The organism is Mycobacterium sp. 852013-50091_SCH5140682 (assembly GCF_001665685.1).
In the GTDB taxonomy this organism is placed as follows: domain Bacteria; phylum Actinomycetota; class Actinomycetes; order Mycobacteriales; family Mycobacteriaceae; genus Mycobacterium.
Genome location: NZ_LZTB01000141.1, coordinates 34,870 through 48,441 on the forward strand (window position 1 = coordinate 34,870; position 13,572 = coordinate 48,441).

Annotated in this window: 15 protein-coding genes; 3 read left to right on the forward strand and 12 right to left on the reverse strand. The window is 63.3% G+C overall.

Translation table 11 applies throughout. The features are described from left to right. Positions 1–22: 22 nt before the first annotated feature. Positions 23–688: a PadR family transcriptional regulator gene (locus A5784_RS36860; protein WP_156750980.1), complete on the reverse strand. Its 666-nt coding sequence runs from the start codon at positions 686–688 to the stop codon at positions 23–25. A gap of 123 nt (positions 689–811) precedes the next feature. Here A5784_RS36860 and A5784_RS36865 point away from each other — a divergent pair, with 123 nt between their 5' ends. Both A5784_RS36865 and A5784_RS36870 read left to right on the forward strand, forming a co-directional pair. Next, entirely contained in the window at positions 812–1,339 is a 528-nt protein-coding gene (locus tag A5784_RS36865; RefSeq protein ID WP_082945302.1) for a flavin reductase family protein, read from the forward strand. Next, positions 1,332–2,018, forward strand: coding sequence for a PaaI family thioesterase (locus A5784_RS36870; RefSeq protein ID WP_082945303.1), 687 nt, complete (start codon positions 1,332–1,334; stop codon positions 2,016–2,018). The genes A5784_RS36865 and A5784_RS36870 overlap by 8 nt, the downstream gene beginning before the upstream one ends. Positions 2,019–2,022: 4 nt before the next feature. On the opposite strand, the gene A5784_RS36875 is transcribed toward A5784_RS36870, so the two are convergent. The 4 genes from A5784_RS36875 to A5784_RS39545 all read right to left on the reverse strand — a co-directional run bounded on the left by A5784_RS36875 (position 2,023) and on the right by A5784_RS39545 (position 4,341). Beyond that, positions 2,023–2,676: a hypothetical protein gene (locus tag A5784_RS36875; protein ID WP_353651933.1), complete on the reverse strand. Its 654-nt coding sequence runs from the start codon at positions 2,674–2,676 to the stop codon at positions 2,023–2,025. Then, a complete protein-coding gene (locus A5784_RS36880; RefSeq protein WP_232006398.1) occupies positions 2,673–3,482 on the reverse strand; it encodes an Rv1363c family protein in 810 nt (269 codons plus the stop codon). The genes A5784_RS36875 and A5784_RS36880 overlap by 4 nt, the downstream gene beginning before the upstream one ends. Positions 3,483–3,613: 131 nt before the next feature. Continuing rightward, on the reverse strand, positions 3,614–4,015 hold the full coding sequence (locus A5784_RS36885) for an Rv2576c family protein (RefSeq protein ID WP_064949801.1): 402 nt from the start codon (positions 4,013–4,015) through the stop codon (positions 3,614–3,616). Beyond that, the gene (locus tag A5784_RS39545) at positions 4,015–4,341 is read right to left on the reverse strand and encodes a hypothetical protein (protein WP_082945309.1); all 327 of its coding nucleotides are present in this window, start codon (positions 4,339–4,341) and stop codon (positions 4,015–4,017) included. The genes A5784_RS36885 and A5784_RS39545 overlap by 1 nt, the downstream gene beginning before the upstream one ends. Positions 4,342–4,527: 186 nt before the next feature. On the opposite strand from A5784_RS39545, the gene A5784_RS36890 reads away from it, so the two are divergent. Then, positions 4,528–5,034, forward strand: coding sequence for an Rv2253/PknI dimerization domain-containing protein (locus tag A5784_RS36890; RefSeq protein WP_064949802.1), 507 nt, complete (start codon positions 4,528–4,530; stop codon positions 5,032–5,034). Between the two features lie 55 nt (positions 5,035–5,089). On the opposite strand, the gene A5784_RS36895 is transcribed toward A5784_RS36890, so the two are convergent. From A5784_RS36895 to A5784_RS36925, 7 genes are read right to left on the reverse strand one after another with little or no spacing between them, the layout of a single operon-like run. Next, positions 5,090–6,649 carry an MCE family protein gene (locus tag A5784_RS36895; protein ID WP_064949803.1) on the reverse strand — a complete coding sequence of 520 codons (1,560 nt, stop codon included), beginning with the start codon at positions 6,647–6,649 and terminating at the stop codon, positions 5,090–5,092. Continuing rightward, the gene (locus tag A5784_RS36900) at positions 6,649–7,929 is read right to left on the reverse strand and encodes an MCE family protein (protein ID WP_082945305.1); all 1,281 of its coding nucleotides are present in this window, start codon (positions 7,927–7,929) and stop codon (positions 6,649–6,651) included. Before A5784_RS36900 ends, A5784_RS36895 begins: the two co-directional genes overlap by 1 nt. Continuing rightward, positions 7,926–9,404, reverse strand: a complete 1,479-nt coding sequence (locus A5784_RS36905) for an MCE family protein (RefSeq protein ID WP_064949804.1) — start codon at positions 9,402–9,404, stop codon at positions 7,926–7,928. The genes A5784_RS36900 and A5784_RS36905 overlap by 4 nt, the downstream gene beginning before the upstream one ends. Continuing rightward, complete coding sequence (locus tag A5784_RS36910; protein ID WP_064949805.1) at positions 9,401–10,483, reverse strand: MCE family protein; 1,083 nt, start codon at positions 10,481–10,483, stop codon at positions 9,401–9,403. The genes A5784_RS36905 and A5784_RS36910 overlap by 4 nt, the downstream gene beginning before the upstream one ends. Then, positions 10,483–11,514, reverse strand: coding sequence for an MCE family protein (locus A5784_RS36915; protein ID WP_064949806.1), 1,032 nt, complete (start codon positions 11,512–11,514; stop codon positions 10,483–10,485). The genes A5784_RS36910 and A5784_RS36915 overlap by 1 nt, the downstream gene beginning before the upstream one ends. Further along, a complete protein-coding gene (locus tag A5784_RS36920) occupies positions 11,511–12,704 on the reverse strand; it encodes an MCE family protein (RefSeq protein ID WP_064949807.1) in 1,194 nt (397 codons plus the stop codon). Before A5784_RS36920 ends, A5784_RS36915 begins: the two co-directional genes overlap by 4 nt. Positions 12,705–12,719: 15 nt before the next feature. Next, the gene (locus A5784_RS36925) at positions 12,720–13,565 is read right to left on the reverse strand and encodes an MlaE family ABC transporter permease (protein ID WP_064949808.1); all 846 of its coding nucleotides are present in this window, start codon (positions 13,563–13,565) and stop codon (positions 12,720–12,722) included. Positions 13,566–13,572 lie beyond the last annotated feature (7 nt).

The window sequence follows — 13,572 nt, forward strand, 5'->3', positions numbered from 1 at the left end:
GAGCAGGGCTGGCCGAGACCGGTCAGCCCTGCTCCTCCTCGGCGGCAATCCGCCGCTCGACCTCGTACCAGTACTCACGCACAGGAAATTGAATACCCGTCACACCGGCTTGGGTGAACAAGTCACCGGCGGCATCGATTTCGTCGATCAACTGCTGCGCCAGATCCCGCTCAGCGGAGTAGTACCGCTCAGACCACCGCAGCGCCAAGTGCGCATACGACCACGCCGGCTGCTCAGCGGTCCATCGTGCCTCCGTAGCGGCGGCACGCTGCATCCGATCGGCGTAGGCAACATGTTCGCCGAGCAATTCCTTGAGGCGGTCAGGACTGGTCAGGTGCCCTAAAATCACCCGCATCAGTGGATGATGCTTGAGAGTGGGCGGTTCGGCCGGCTCTTCGTTACTCCATCGGGTGACCGCCGTCAGTCCGAAGTCAGTGATTTTGTAGATTCGCCGACTACGGGTGCTGCCCTCGACACGCGAGGTGACCAAACCCAGCTGTTCGAGACGCTTGAGTTCAGAGTAAATCTGACTGTAGGCGGGACTGGAGTAGAAGAACCGCATCACCCAGTTGATCCACTTCTTGATGTCGTACCCGGAGAGCTCGTCTCCCCCGGACAACATGCCTAGCAGCGCCCACCCTGTGGGGGCGAGATTAGGCCGGTCGGCGGGCTCTCGGGCAGCTTCCATCACCGCCCAAGGCTAGCAACAACCCGAATGGCCCAGGCGCTGCGACAACCACTGACTGGGAGGACTCGTTGCAGGTAGGCCCGGTCGGCGCGACAGTTGAGGCGGCCTAACCAAAGGAGGCGCATGCCCGACGAGACGACCGCCGCTGGGCGCGGCGCACTACTCACACCGCTGGCCCCGGCGATGCGCCGGGTGCTCGGGCACTTCTGCACCGGCGTCGCGGTGATCACCGCACACGATGGCGCCCGCCCCATCGGATTCACCTGCCAATCGGTAACCTCCGTGTCGCTCGAGCCGCCATACATTTCGTTCTGCCCGTCGGCCAATTCGACCAGCTGGCCCCTGATCCGTGAGGTCGGTTCGTTGTGCGTGAATGTCCTCGCCAGAGATCAACGCGACCTGTGCGCTCGGTTCGCCACCCGCGGCGGCGACAAGTTCGAGGACGTGGACTGGTTCACCGGCAGCAATGGCGCTCCCACCCTTGTCGGCACTCTTGCCTCAATCGAGGCCGACGTCGAATTGGAGCATGCCGCCGGAGATCACACCATCGTGGTGGCGCGCGTGACGGGACTGTGGGCACATGACGAACGCTCCCCGCTTCTCTTCTTCCGCGGCGATTACGGAGTGTTCGACGAGGACGACGATGTCTGATTCAGATTCGGCACAGTCCGGCGTCCGCGCAAACGAGGCATACGACCGAGTGTTCGCCGTGGGATACACCAGCGACCCGATCCCCGTTGTCGACGCCGAGCGCGAAGAGTCGCTTTACGAACCACTGACAGACTCTCTGCGACGCCTGATCGATGTGACGATCCGCAGCGAAGCTGCCGACAGCGTTGTGACGCAAGCGCGCCGGCGCATCGACGAAGCCGTCACGCTGCTGAGTTCTCGACTTCGGCCGAATTCGTTCGGGGTCCGAACAAGCGCCGACGGCCGAATGCTCGCCTTTGGCAATGTGGCTGTCGGCCTGCGCAACGCGATCGCACCCCCACTGCGCGTGCGCCACGAGCCCGACGGCGGGGCCTCTACGGACTTGACGCTGGGCGCACCCTATGAAGGCCCACCGGGACTGGTGCATGGAGGTGTATGCGCATTGGTGCTCGATCACGTCCTCGGGGCAACGGCGCACCGACCCCACGCACCGGCGTTCACCGGCACTTTGACCATCCGATATCTGCACCCGACCCCGCTCGGGCAGTTACGGGCCGAGGCGTGGGTCGACCGCCATGAAGGAACCAAAACGTTTGCAGCTGGCCATATCACCGATGCCAACGGGGTGGTGACGGTGCAGGCCGAGGGGATCTTCATCCGGCCCCGGGGGCTCCGGTGATGGCTCAGACCGGGTCGAAGGCCGAGATCAACCATTTCCCGTCGAGTTTGGTCAGGCTTACGACCACGCTGCTGGCGGTCAGGGCGGGGTCGGGCCGCTCCTTGCTCACGGTCTCCTGATTGAGGAAAATCAACACCTTCGCCGATTCGGGATGGATTTCCATCATGGCGGCGCGCACAACTTGAGCACTGGCCCTGATGCCCTTGTCTCGTACCGCCGGTGCCACCACGTCTGAGGTGAACTTTCCGTAGTAGGTCAGGAAGTCGCCGACCATCAACGCCCGGGCCGTTGCCAAATCTTTGTCGAGTGTTTCGGGCGCATACGACAACAGCGCCACGGTTCCGGTCGACGCGGCCTCGACGACGCCCTTGACCGCCACTGCGCCGGTCTCGTGAGCGACTCGGTACTGCGTGAAATACAGGGCTGCGGCCGAGGAGGCCGACGACACTAGTAGGACTACGACAACCACGATGCGCCATCGCAGCGCCAGGGCGCGCAATGCTCGCCCGGCTCTGCCGGGTTTCCTCGCCGGTTCGGCGAGCAGTGGCTCATCCTCGGACTCCTCGGCCACCGGTTCGACGAAGTCTGGATCGGCGACCGCAAGATTGCCGCCGTCATCCTCCATGGTGTCCGTAGCGATTTCGTCGTTGACTGTCATGGCACAAACTCCACTTTCGACATCTTGATTTGATCGCCCTCACGCTGCAGGTCGACGCTGAGGCGCCAGGTGCGCGGCGCATCCTTTGCCCCCGTCGCATTCGTGACCGTGGACGAGGCCGTCACCAACACCACCGCCGAATCGTGGGTCATCGACTCCACGGCTGCGGCGTTGGCGGTGGCCGCGGTGGTGACCTTCGCGTCTTTGGCCACTTTGATGAAATCCTCAGCGGCATGCTGAAAGTCGTCTCTGAACGCCCCGGTGGAGTTGTCGACGATGCGCTGCACATCGCCCTGGGCATTGTTGAAGTCGATGGACATCAACGTGACGACGACCTGGCGCGCGGCGGCGGTGAACTCAGCGCGGTCATGCGCCTCTCGAAGCACCTTCTGTTGATGCCATACGAAGTATCCAGTCGCGGCGACCAGCACCGCGGTGCAGACAAGGGCCAACACGGCGGCAACGATCGACGCGCGCGGTCGGGCCAGCCGCAGCCTGGGCAAGCGCCTGCCGTTGGGTTGCCTCGTAACAATGTCGGCATGGGAGGCTCCACCGTCCGACGCAGTCTTGCAGCCGTCAACCTGGGCCGCCTCGGCTGGGCGGCTGGCGGCGGCCTGCTCGCGCAGCCGCAGAGCCCGGGTACGAGCCGCCATTGCAGCCGATTCGGCTTCAGCGACCTCTGCCTCTGCCTGTTCGGCGAGCAGCGCGGCCTGGTCTGGTGTCAGTTCTGCTTCGTCAGCTTGCGCGTCCTCCGAATGCCGGAGCGGTTCTTCTCGGTCACGTTGCGTCCTCGCACGTCGTGTCATGATCTGCAACTGCGTTCCTCCGATGGCGAATGTGACCGCGGCCACGTCCCGATATCGGCACGGTAATCCGCGCAACCCCCTCGGCGGTTCGCCGTTTCCCACCCAGTGGGCAGGCATATCGTCGCCGCGCACTACCAGTGACGTAGCGCGCAGAGTGCTCCCTTCGGGCCACCGCTGCTCGTCACGGAGACACCATCAACGGCCAACTCGCAGTGGAACACCGGAGTGGTCGGCAATCGCCCGCTGGTCGCAGCGACCATGGCCCACTGATCAGGGTCAGCCAGCATCACATCGATCACCCATGGCTGGTCCGGACCGATTGTCGCCTCGACCTTGGGGCTGAATTCGTAGGGGTTGTGACTGTAATCCGCCCACGTGGGCGGGTCGACCTCTCGATAGTAGATGTCCGCGGTTACTTGGCTTTCCGCCGAAACCTTGTAGGTCACGCGGTGCAGAACCGGATCGTCTGCGTGGGCCTGAACCGGCGTACACAACAATGGCGCTGCGAAGGCCACAATTACGGCTCTACGCATCAGTCTCCCCGTCCCCACATGGCAGTCCCGTTGCGCGACTGGCAACTCAGGAACAGGCCATCGGGGGCTTGGGCCACCCAGTTCTCGTAACCTTCACAGCTTGAACCGAACTCTTTGACGCCAGCCATCGAGGGCGACCGGAAATACCTCGGCTCGTAGCGGCGCGGCGAGCCACAAAACACCAGCCGACCCCACGAAGTGGTGCCGAAGACGAAGTATGCGGTGTCCGAGCATGGCGCCCCAAGCACCACTCCCGGGGTAATACCGGGAACACACGACGGATTGCCACAGGTCGTTGGCTCGGCCGCCGCACTGCCCGGCGTCATCAGCACAGATGCCAGTACCGTCGCCACGGCCAGAGTCGTTCTCACAGGGTCACTTTGACATGCACTCGGCGGGCGCTGGAGTCGATGTGTCCGCTCAGTGGGCACACCCGCTCGTGGGGCCGATTGCTGGTGTTAGCGTCGGGCACCGCCGAATTCGCGCCGAACGGCCAGTCTGAGGAGTAGGCGATGTCGCGTGTAATCGTGTTGGTCTCGGCCAGCGTAGCCGCAGTGGTCGGTGTCTTGGCCGGCCCCACGGCCGTTGCCGACGACTCGTCGTGGGGACTGAACGGCACCTACATCGCAACCTCCAACGGCGAGTGGGCCCGTAAAAACGAGGTTTTCTACGAGCAAGACAGTGTCCGCAGCACCTGGACGATCAGCACGCAGTGCAGCTATCCGGGCGAATGCACGGGAACGGTGCACAGCGAATGGGGTTGGACAGCACCGATTTATCAGAAGAGCGGGGTCTGGTACGTCAAGCACACCGTCGACAACTGGGTGCCATGCCAGGACGGAACGACAGCTCCCGGTCTGCAGGTTTTCCGCTTCAAAGCGATGACACCGGATGGGGCGATGTCCGATCCCGCTTCCACGACTCTGGTGGGTGAAGACATCACCACGAGCCCTAGCGGTGCCTGCGGCGTCAACAAGCCCGTTTACATCAATATGCCGTTCAAGCTAGTCAAGGCGTGACGTGCGCCGGTAAGCCGGCGCCACTCACGGGACGCCGGCATCGCAGCCACTCGAGTCACTTGGGAAGTAAGTCTTCCCAAGTCCCCGCAGCCGGTGTCGCCAAATCGGCCTGGCTGTAAACCTTCCCGTCCGGGGTCGCATATTGACCCGTCTTCGGGTCGTACGTCGCGAAGGCCACGGAGGGGCCCGCGACGCCCGGGGCAAATGCGCTGGGCGCAGCAGGCAAAGCGCCGCCGGCAGGCGCCTGGGGCACGATGGGTCCGACCGGGGGCAACGGCACTGCCCCATCGGCCGGCATGGAAGTCGGTGGCGGCGTACCCTCCGTCGGCCCGAAGATCTGGTCGCCGAAATTGACCCGGTCATCAGGCGGTACACCCTGGGCAATCAGATTCGGGTCGATTGGGTACGGGCCCGTGACGTGCTGCCGCATGGCCAGCGGCTCGTAAGGCTTGTCGCTGTCGCAGATTTCAACGGAAGGGGCGCGCTTCCCCGGATGGTCCATGCACGGGAAGTTACGCGCCCCGCGAACCCCGATCGGTGAGTCCTGCGGCAACTTGCAGTACAACCCGTCCGGGGTGTCAACGTCGGTCAAGTCCGCCGGTGACCGCCATGACGACGGCGGCAAGAAGCCAACCGTACACGCCGGTGGGTCGCCCAGCGTGAGACTGAATTCCGACAACGCCATACCCGTTGGATTGTTCAGGGAAGATCCGTAGGACTGGGTTGCGGCCAGATATGGCGGCAAGAGCACGAGCAACTGTTCGATCGACGGATGGTAGGTCACGCCGATCTGGCCGATCGTGGTCAGGTTGGCCAACAGCACCGGCAAGGTGGGCTTGACCTGGTTGAGCAACTGCGTGGCTTGGTCGGCGGCCCCAGAGCCGGTCCGCAGGATGGTACGCACGGCGGTGTCGTCCGCAGCCACTTGCTGACTGATCCCGGCCAGGCCCTGCGCCCAGGTACGTATCGCGTCGACGCTGGCAGCCTGACCGTCGAGCAACGGTCGACTGTCGTCGACAAGTGTGCGCGTCTGATCCGCGGTGTGGTTGGCGTCGGCGCTCAGCCGAGCCGATGCGTCGAACAACGCGGCCAGGTCATGGCCGGTTCCGTTGAGTGCCTTGAACGATTCGCCGAGCAGGTCACCAAGTTTGCCTGAGGGGATACTGTCCACCAGCGCACTCATCTGATCCAGCATCGGGCCGACCGCAGGTGGGATGGATGCGTTGCTTTCGGCGATGACCGAACCATCTTGCAGGTACGGCCCGGTATCGGTACGGGGCCGCAGATCCACGTACTGTTCGCCGACGGCAGAGATACTGCGCACGTCGGCCTGCAAGTCTGCCGGGATCTTCGGCGTCTTCTGTAGCGACATGGTGACGACGGCGCCGTGTCGGGTGGGTGCAACGTCTGTGACCTTGCCGACCTCGATCCCGCGATAAGTGACATTGGCGAACTGGTACAGGCCTCCAGTCGACGGCAGCTCCAATGTGACTGTCATGCGGCCGATTCCGACGAGCACGGGAACCTGCAGGTAGACGAGCACCATCATCGTGAGCCCGATGATCGAAGCGATCGAAAAGACGACCAGCTGAGTGCGGACGAAGCGGGTGAGCATCAGTTTCCGCCTCCCTGCCCCGCGGGAGCGTTCGCCGGCTGGTCGTCGCCCGACGGTGCCGGTGGGGCGTCGGGGGTTGCGCGCTCGGTCGGTGCGGGCGGATTGCCTGCGCCGTGAGCCCCCGGCACGTCGACCAGCGGCGGGATCGGGGCAAGTTCAGTGGGGACCGGGGTAACGGGCGCTTTGAGCGGATCCAGCGTGTACGACGAGTACCACGGATCTCCCGGTGCGGGGACAAGCGATGCGCCTGGCTCGCCCCATCTGGTCCCGAGCAGGATTCCACTCTTGAGTCTGGGGATCGTGAAGTCGAAAACGATGAACTGGTTCATGTAGTCGCCACGTATGCCCCGGTCGATGAATTCCTGCGTATATGGGTAGGTCGGAAGGTACGACAGCGCCGTCACGAGATCGGGTCCGACATCTGCCAATGCGCGCACGGTGGGTTCGAGATTTTTCAAGTTGCGGACGAGGTCAGCCTGCGAGTCGTTGATCAGACGATCGGCGGTGGCACTGAGACTGCCGAGCTTCTCCAATGCGGTGGTGATCTGGGGTCGTTGCTCGATCAGGATCTGTAGGGCAGCAGGGATTCGGTCTAGCGCTTTGGTAACGACATCGCGTTGTGCGGCAATGGTGCCGGCAAATCGGTTCAGTGCGCTGATCGTCGCGACGATGTTCTCGCGCTGGTTGTCCAGAATCGTCACCACGCTGTTCATTCGGGTGAGCAAGTCGCGGATCTGGTCAGACCGACCGTCGAGCGCGGCGTTGAAGTTGTGGATTATGTCGCCGATTTGGGTGAGTCCGCCACCGTTGACCACGGTCGACAGCGACGACAGCGTCTGCTCGGTCGACGGGTAGGTCGAGGAGCGATTCAGCGGGATGGTCGAGCCGGGCTGCAAGCGTCCTGTTGGAGGTTGGCCGACTGGGGGATCCAACGCCAGGTGCATCGAGCCCAACAGGCTTGTCTGTCCCACGGTGGCCACCGCGTTCGCAGGCACGACGACATCTGGTTCGACCGATACATCCACATCGGCGTTCCAGTCGTCGACCTTCATCCTGCGCACCGTGCCAACAACCACATCGCTGACCATGACCGGCGAATTCGACTCCAACGTACCCACATTCGGTATCTGGACGTGATACGTCACAGCATCGCCATCGCTACCGACGGTGCCGGGCAATGGCAGTGAGTTCACACCGTCAAATGTGCAGCCTGAGAGGGCCACGGCGCTGCAGCAAGCCGTTGCGAACAGTCCGCGCGCCGACCTGCGTCGTGTCTTCATGGCGTCCCTCCTGGTGGTGGCGGCACGGCAGCGGCCTCTGCAGGCAACAACATCTCCGGCAAGCTCGATGGCTTCCGCGTGGGCGGCGGGAGCATCACGCCGGGTACGGGGGGAATCGGGGCGCCGGGGAACAGTGCAGGCTGTGGATCTGCCGGCAGACCGTCAGGTGTGTACGCGCCGGGCGGATGTGCGGGATCTGTCCAACCGGCGGGCGGCGCAACGTCACCTGCACCGGTGTATGCGGATACCGCGGGAGGTATAGCGGCTGGGTTGTCACCTGTGCCGCCGCCCCCGGGGACGAGTCCCGGTTGGGAATAGACAACGTTCTGAGGGGCGGGTCCCAGGTAGGCGTTGAACGGCATCGGCAGGTAATTGAAATTCATCAGACGCAATGCGGGGCCCAGATATTGGGCGCAGGCCTTGGCCGACTGCTCTGCAGTGGCGTTCTCGACGGCTCCGATGGCCGAACAGAGGAGCGCGACCGGATTGGCGAAGTTGTTCATGGCGAACGACCCTCGTGGGCCTCCGGTGTCCGGGTTGTAGATGTTGTAGCCGTTGACGAGTGCATTTGGTGCCGCATGCAGCACGTTTTTGACCACCATGGCGTTGTCCGTCAGGACCTGGGTGACGTTCGCCAGCCGCTGGATCTGCTGCGCGGTCTGATCGTGTGACCCGGCGATGAACCGCTGCACATCGCCGACAGCGCCGGACAGATTGTTGATGGCGGCATCGAGATCGGATCGGCTCGCGTCGACCGTACTGGTCACGTCGGCCAGTCGATCTTGGAACTGCACGATCTGAACATTGCTGTCGCGCAGCGCGGTAACGAATGTTTGCAGGTTCTTGATGACGTCGACGATGTTCGCGCTACCCTCGCCGAGAACCCGGCCTACGGTGGACAACTGGGTAATCGTCTCGTGCAGTTTCTCACCGTTTCCGTCCATGGCGTTGGCGGCCGTATCGATGAAGCGGCCGAGCGACGTATCCGACACGCCGTTGGCGGGTCCGAGCTCGGTCGCCAAGCGAGTCAGCTGCGCTTTGACTTCGTCCCACTCGACAGGCACCGCCGTACGATCCAGCCCGATCTCCGCGTGGTCGGCCATCATCGGGCCGCTCGCAGCGGGGCTCGAACCGTAGGCCGGGGTCAGCTGGACGTAGCGTGCCGAGACCAGGTTCTGGGCCACGATGATCGCCTTGGCATCGGCCGGGATCGGCACGTTGCGGTCAACACTCAGAGTGGCTTTGGCCCGAGTGCCCTGCGGCTCGATCGCGTCGATGGTGCCGACCTTGACGCCCACGACCCGGACATCGTCACCCGGATAGATCGCCGTCGCCGAACTGAAGTAGGCGACGATCGTCTTGGGGCTGAACAGCTTCTGGTACAGCAGCCAACCCGAGCCCGCCACGATCAAGGCCATCAAGGCAGCGAACAGCACCTTGGCCAACCGTGGCGTATGTCTACGTTCGGCTATCATCGCCCTCCTCCGGGAATACCGTTGTAGGGGAACGGGAACTCCGCGCGCGGTCCGGCGTTGTCAGGTGGCTGCCCAGCGTTGACACCACGACGGAACCCCAATGCGTAATCCAGGAATGGCTGAATCGCGGATCCGGGCAGCAAATTGGAGGCGAACCCGTAGTAGTAGAAGCCATTGTTCACAGCCTCACCTTGGGTGAGCTGATACTTCGCCAGTCCGGCAAGCGATTTCGTGAGGTTGTCACGATTGCGTTCGAGCATCTCCAGGACCTTGTTGAGCTTCTCCAAGGTCGGGGCGAGATTCTTCTCGTTGTCGGCGACCAGGCCGGACAGCTGCTGGGCCACTGCCGACGTACTGGCCAGCAGGTTGACGATCGCATACCGACGCTGCTGCAGGACACCGAGCAGATCGTTGGCGTTGAGCAGGAGCCGATTGACCTGCTGGCCGCGCTCGGACAGGATCCCCGTGACATCGGCGGCACTCTTGAGGAGCCCGGACAGCGATTCGTCACGATTGTTGAGCGACTTGGAAAGTCGGGTGACACCGTCGAAAGTCGGCGCCAATTGGGGGGCTATCCGGTCGATGGTGTCCGACAAGGTGTCGAGCGACTGATTGATGGCCGAGGTGTCGGTGCCCGCGGTGTTCGAGGTGAAGTCTGACACCGCGTCGGTCAGCGAATACGGCGACGCGGTGCGGGTCAGCGGGATCACGCCCGAGGCACCGAGGCTGCCACTGCCGCGCGGTTGCAGTGTGAGGATCCGCTGGCCGAGCAGGGTCCCGGTCCGGATCTGCGCGGTCGTCTCGGATCCTAGGCGGACCTTACCGTCGACCGCGAACGTGACCAGTGCACAGCCATTTTCGAGTTCGACGCTGGAGACGGTGCCGACGTTCACACCCGAGACCTTGACGTCGTTGCCCGCCGACAATCCGCCGGCCTCGGCGAACACGGCGTGATACCTGACCGACGTCGCCATCGACCACAGCTGCTGGGGTTGCAAGCCGGCGACGATGATCAGGATGATCAGCACCAGGCCGAGGAAACCGGTACGGACGAGCTGTTTTCCACGATATTTGTGCATCAGGGTTCTGCGCACCTTCCGGTGTTCTGAATGACCCAGGGGAAATGAGCGGTCCGTCCCTGCAGGTCGGTCACCCGCACCGACACGCCGCAGATGTAAAGGTTCAGCCAGCTGCCGTAGGAACCGAGCCGAACCAGCTTGCGATAGTTGGCGGGAGTCTTCTGCAGGGTCAGGTCGAGCCGGGCCAGGTCGTTGTCGTTCGACAGCAGCGGAGCCAGTCGGCTCAATTGATCGACGGTGCCGGACAGCGGCGGGCGGGATTGAGTCAGCAGGTCGGCGAGCGACGCTGTCCCCTTGTCCAGCGCGGTGATCGCGTTTCCGATCGGATCCCGATCGGCGGCAAGGCCTGTGACCAGATTCTCCAGGCGGTCCACCGCGCCGGAGAATTTGTCGCCATCTTTCGCGACGGTGGCCAGGGTGTCGTTGAGGTTGGCGATCAGCTGTGAGACGGTTTGTCCGTTGTCGGCGACAGCATTGGTGAACGACGAGGTCCTCGCGAAAAGCGATTCCACATCACCGCTTTGGCCTTGCAAGATCTGGATCAGGGAGCCGGTCAGCGCGTTGACGTCCTGAGGATTCAATCCACGAATGACAGGTTTCAGACCGCCGAGTAGCAAGTCGAGGTCGAGAGCTGGTTCAGTCCTGTCCACGCCGATCCTCGACCCCGGGGGCTGAATCCTCGCTGCACCGGGCCGATTGACGAGCTCCAGATAACGATCACCGACCAGGTTGAGGTAGCGAACCGCCGCCTGTGTCCCTTCCGTGAGCCGGACGGAGTTGTCGGCGTCGAAGGTCACGACGACCGTGTTGTCGGATTGCAGGGCCACATCCTTGACGGTGCCGATGCGGATTCCGGCCACCCGCACCGAGTCTCCAGATTTGAGACTGGAGGCGTCGGCGAACACTGCGGAATAGCTGTTGCTTGAACCGGATCGGTACTGCCCGAAGATTGCGAACAGCGCCGCCGTCAGCAGCGTCATCACCACCCCGAAGACACCGAATTTGACGGCGGTTCTTCCCAGGCTCGTCATCCCGGTTGTCCGATCTGTGCGGAGTTGCGGGGCGGGCCGTCCACGGGTCCGTACAGCATCTGCTTGAGACCGTCGGAGTTGAGCAGGATGCCTTGGTTACCGTATTGCGCCGGATTGGCGTTGACATCTGTGACGACGAACGGTGGATGCTTCTGGAACGGCACCTTCGGCAGGTCTGTGCATTGGGGACCACCTGTCGCCGCCACCTTCGGAAGGTTCGCGGGATATCGGTACCGCTCCTGGCCGAGAACGACGGTTTGCAGCAGCAGGCCGCCGGGAACCGGGCTGCCGGGCGCCTTGGCAAGCTGCGCGGCTCCACCAAGCCCGCAGGTAAGTGCCTCGTGGTACTGATTGGTCAGATCGGTCGTCGGGGCAAGCAGGTGCATCACATCGGTGATCGCCTGGCGGTTGGTGCCAACCACGTCATTGCCTACATCGGATAGGCCGATCACGCTTAGCAGCACCGCGTCGAGGCTGCGTTGTTCGTCCACAAGCATCTGGCTGGAGGTGGTCGCGGCAGTGGCGGTCGCGAGTAGATCCGGTGTGACATCGGCGTAGGCACTCGTCACCTGCGGCGCCACTGCAAGCTCATGCTCCATCGCGGGCAGGCTCGGGTCGATCTTGGTCAGGAATTCATCGAGATCGGAAAGCGTCTGGCCCATCTGCCCGCCTCGCCCATCGAGAGCCGATGACAGTGCGCCGAGGGTCTCGTTGAGTTTGTCTGGTTCGATCTTCGACAGCACCGATGACAGCTGCTCGAAGACGGTGTTGATCTCCACGGTGACGTGGTCGGCCGAAAGCACCTGCCCGGCTTGTAGCGATTGTGTCGCCGGATCTTTCGGGGGAACGAACTCGACGAACTTCGAGCCGAACACCGTCGAGGACGCTATATCGACACCGGTGTTGGCCGGGACCAGGTCTATCCGTGCCGGGTCGATCGCCAGATGGATTGCCGCCTGGCCGTCGGGTAGCGACTCGATGGACTCGACCGAGCCCACCTGTGCGCCATGCAATTTCACCTTGGCCTGAGGGTTCATCACCAAGCCAGCCCGCGACGAGAGCACGGTCACCGGCACAGTCCTGGTGAAGCTGCCCCGGAACAGCCCCACCGCGACAGCCACAATCGCCACGACGGTGGCTGCGGTAGCCAACCCGGCCAACGGGCGCACCACATTCGGATTTCTCTTCATCGACTCGGCGCGCTCCTAACCCGACAGGTTGAAGTTGCCGTTGGACCCATAGATCGACAGTGACACCAGCAAAGTCACCGAGATCACCACGATGAGTGAGGTACGCACCGCGTTGCCCACCGCCACCCCGACACCCGACGGCCCTCCCGCCGCGAAATATCCGAAGTACGTATGAACCAGAAGGACTGCCAGCGCCATGAGGATGGCTTGAAGGAAAGACCACAGGAGGTCGATCGGGTTGAGGAATGTCGAGAAGTAATGGTTGTACAGACCCGCGGACTGGCCGAACATCACGACGGTGGTGAGTTTGCTGGCGACGAACGACAAGATCACCGCGATGGAGTACAGGGGCGCGATGGCGACCATGCCCGCGACGATGCGGGTGCTGACCAGGTACTCGACCGGCCGGATGCCCATGGTCTCGAGTGCATCGATCTCCTCGCTGATCCTCATGGCTCCCAGCTGAGCGGTGACGCCGGCACCGAAGGTGGCAGCCAACCCGATACCGGCGACGACCGGAGCTGATATCCGCACGTTTATGAAGGCGGCGAGGAATCCTGTCAGGGCTTCGATGCCGATGTTGCCCAGAGAGCTGTATCCCTGGACTGCCAGGGTTCCGCCGGCAGCCAAGGTCAGAAAGCCGACGATGACGACCGTGCCGCCGATCATCGCCAGTGTGCCTGCGCCCATGCTGATCTCGGCGACCAGCCGGACGATCTCGCGGCGGTAGTGCACCGCGGCGTGGGGCATTCCGGCCAAGGCCCTGCCGTAGAACAGTGTGTGGTCGCCCAGACGACTCGCGGCCTCGATCGGCCTGTTGAGTTCCCGTGAAACCCGCGGGTAGAGCACGCGTATTGCCATCGCGAAT

Coding starts and splice junctions, on each gene's coding strand:
- A5784_RS36870 (WP_082945303.1), top strand. CDS start 1,332: ATGTCTGATTCAGATTCGGCACAGTCCGGCGTCCGCGCAAACGAGGCA.
- A5784_RS36885 (WP_064949801.1), bottom strand. CDS start 4,015: ATGCGTAGAGCCGTAATTGTGGCCTTCGCAGCGCCATTGTTGTGTACG.
- A5784_RS36865 (WP_082945302.1), top strand. CDS start 812: ATGCCCGACGAGACGACCGCCGCTGGGCGCGGCGCACTACTCACACCG.
- A5784_RS36860 (WP_156750980.1), bottom strand. CDS start 688: ATGGAAGCTGCCCGAGAGCCCGCCGACCGGCCTAATCTCGCCCCCACA.
- A5784_RS36920 (WP_064949807.1), bottom strand. CDS start 12,704: ATGAAGAGAAATCCGAATGTGGTGCGCCCGTTGGCCGGGTTGGCTACC.
- A5784_RS36910 (WP_064949805.1), bottom strand. CDS start 10,483: ATGCACAAATATCGTGGAAAACAGCTCGTCCGTACCGGTTTCCTCGGC.
- A5784_RS36880 (WP_232006398.1), bottom strand. CDS start 3,482: ATGACACGACGTGCGAGGACGCAACGTGACCGAGAAGAACCGCTCCGG.
- A5784_RS36895 (WP_064949803.1), bottom strand. CDS start 6,649: ATGCTCACCCGCTTCGTCCGCACTCAGCTGGTCGTCTTTTCGATCGCT.
- A5784_RS36915 (WP_064949806.1), bottom strand. CDS start 11,514: ATGACGAGCCTGGGAAGAACCGCCGTCAAATTCGGTGTCTTCGGGGTG.
- A5784_RS36905 (WP_064949804.1), bottom strand. CDS start 9,404: ATGATAGCCGAACGTAGACATACGCCACGGTTGGCCAAGGTGCTGTTC.
- A5784_RS36890 (WP_064949802.1), top strand. CDS start 4,528: ATGTCGCGTGTAATCGTGTTGGTCTCGGCCAGCGTAGCCGCAGTGGTC.
- A5784_RS36900 (WP_082945305.1), bottom strand. CDS start 7,929: ATGAAGACACGACGCAGGTCGGCGCGCGGACTGTTCGCAACGGCTTGC.
- A5784_RS36925 (WP_064949808.1), bottom strand. CDS start 13,565: ATGGCAATACGCGTGCTCTACCCGCGGGTTTCACGGGAACTCAACAGG.
- A5784_RS36875 (WP_353651933.1), bottom strand. CDS start 2,676: ATGACAGTCAACGACGAAATCGCTACGGACACCATGGAGGATGACGGC.
- A5784_RS39545 (WP_082945309.1), bottom strand. CDS start 4,341: ATGACGCCGGGCAGTGCGGCGGCCGAGCCAACGACCTGTGGCAATCCG.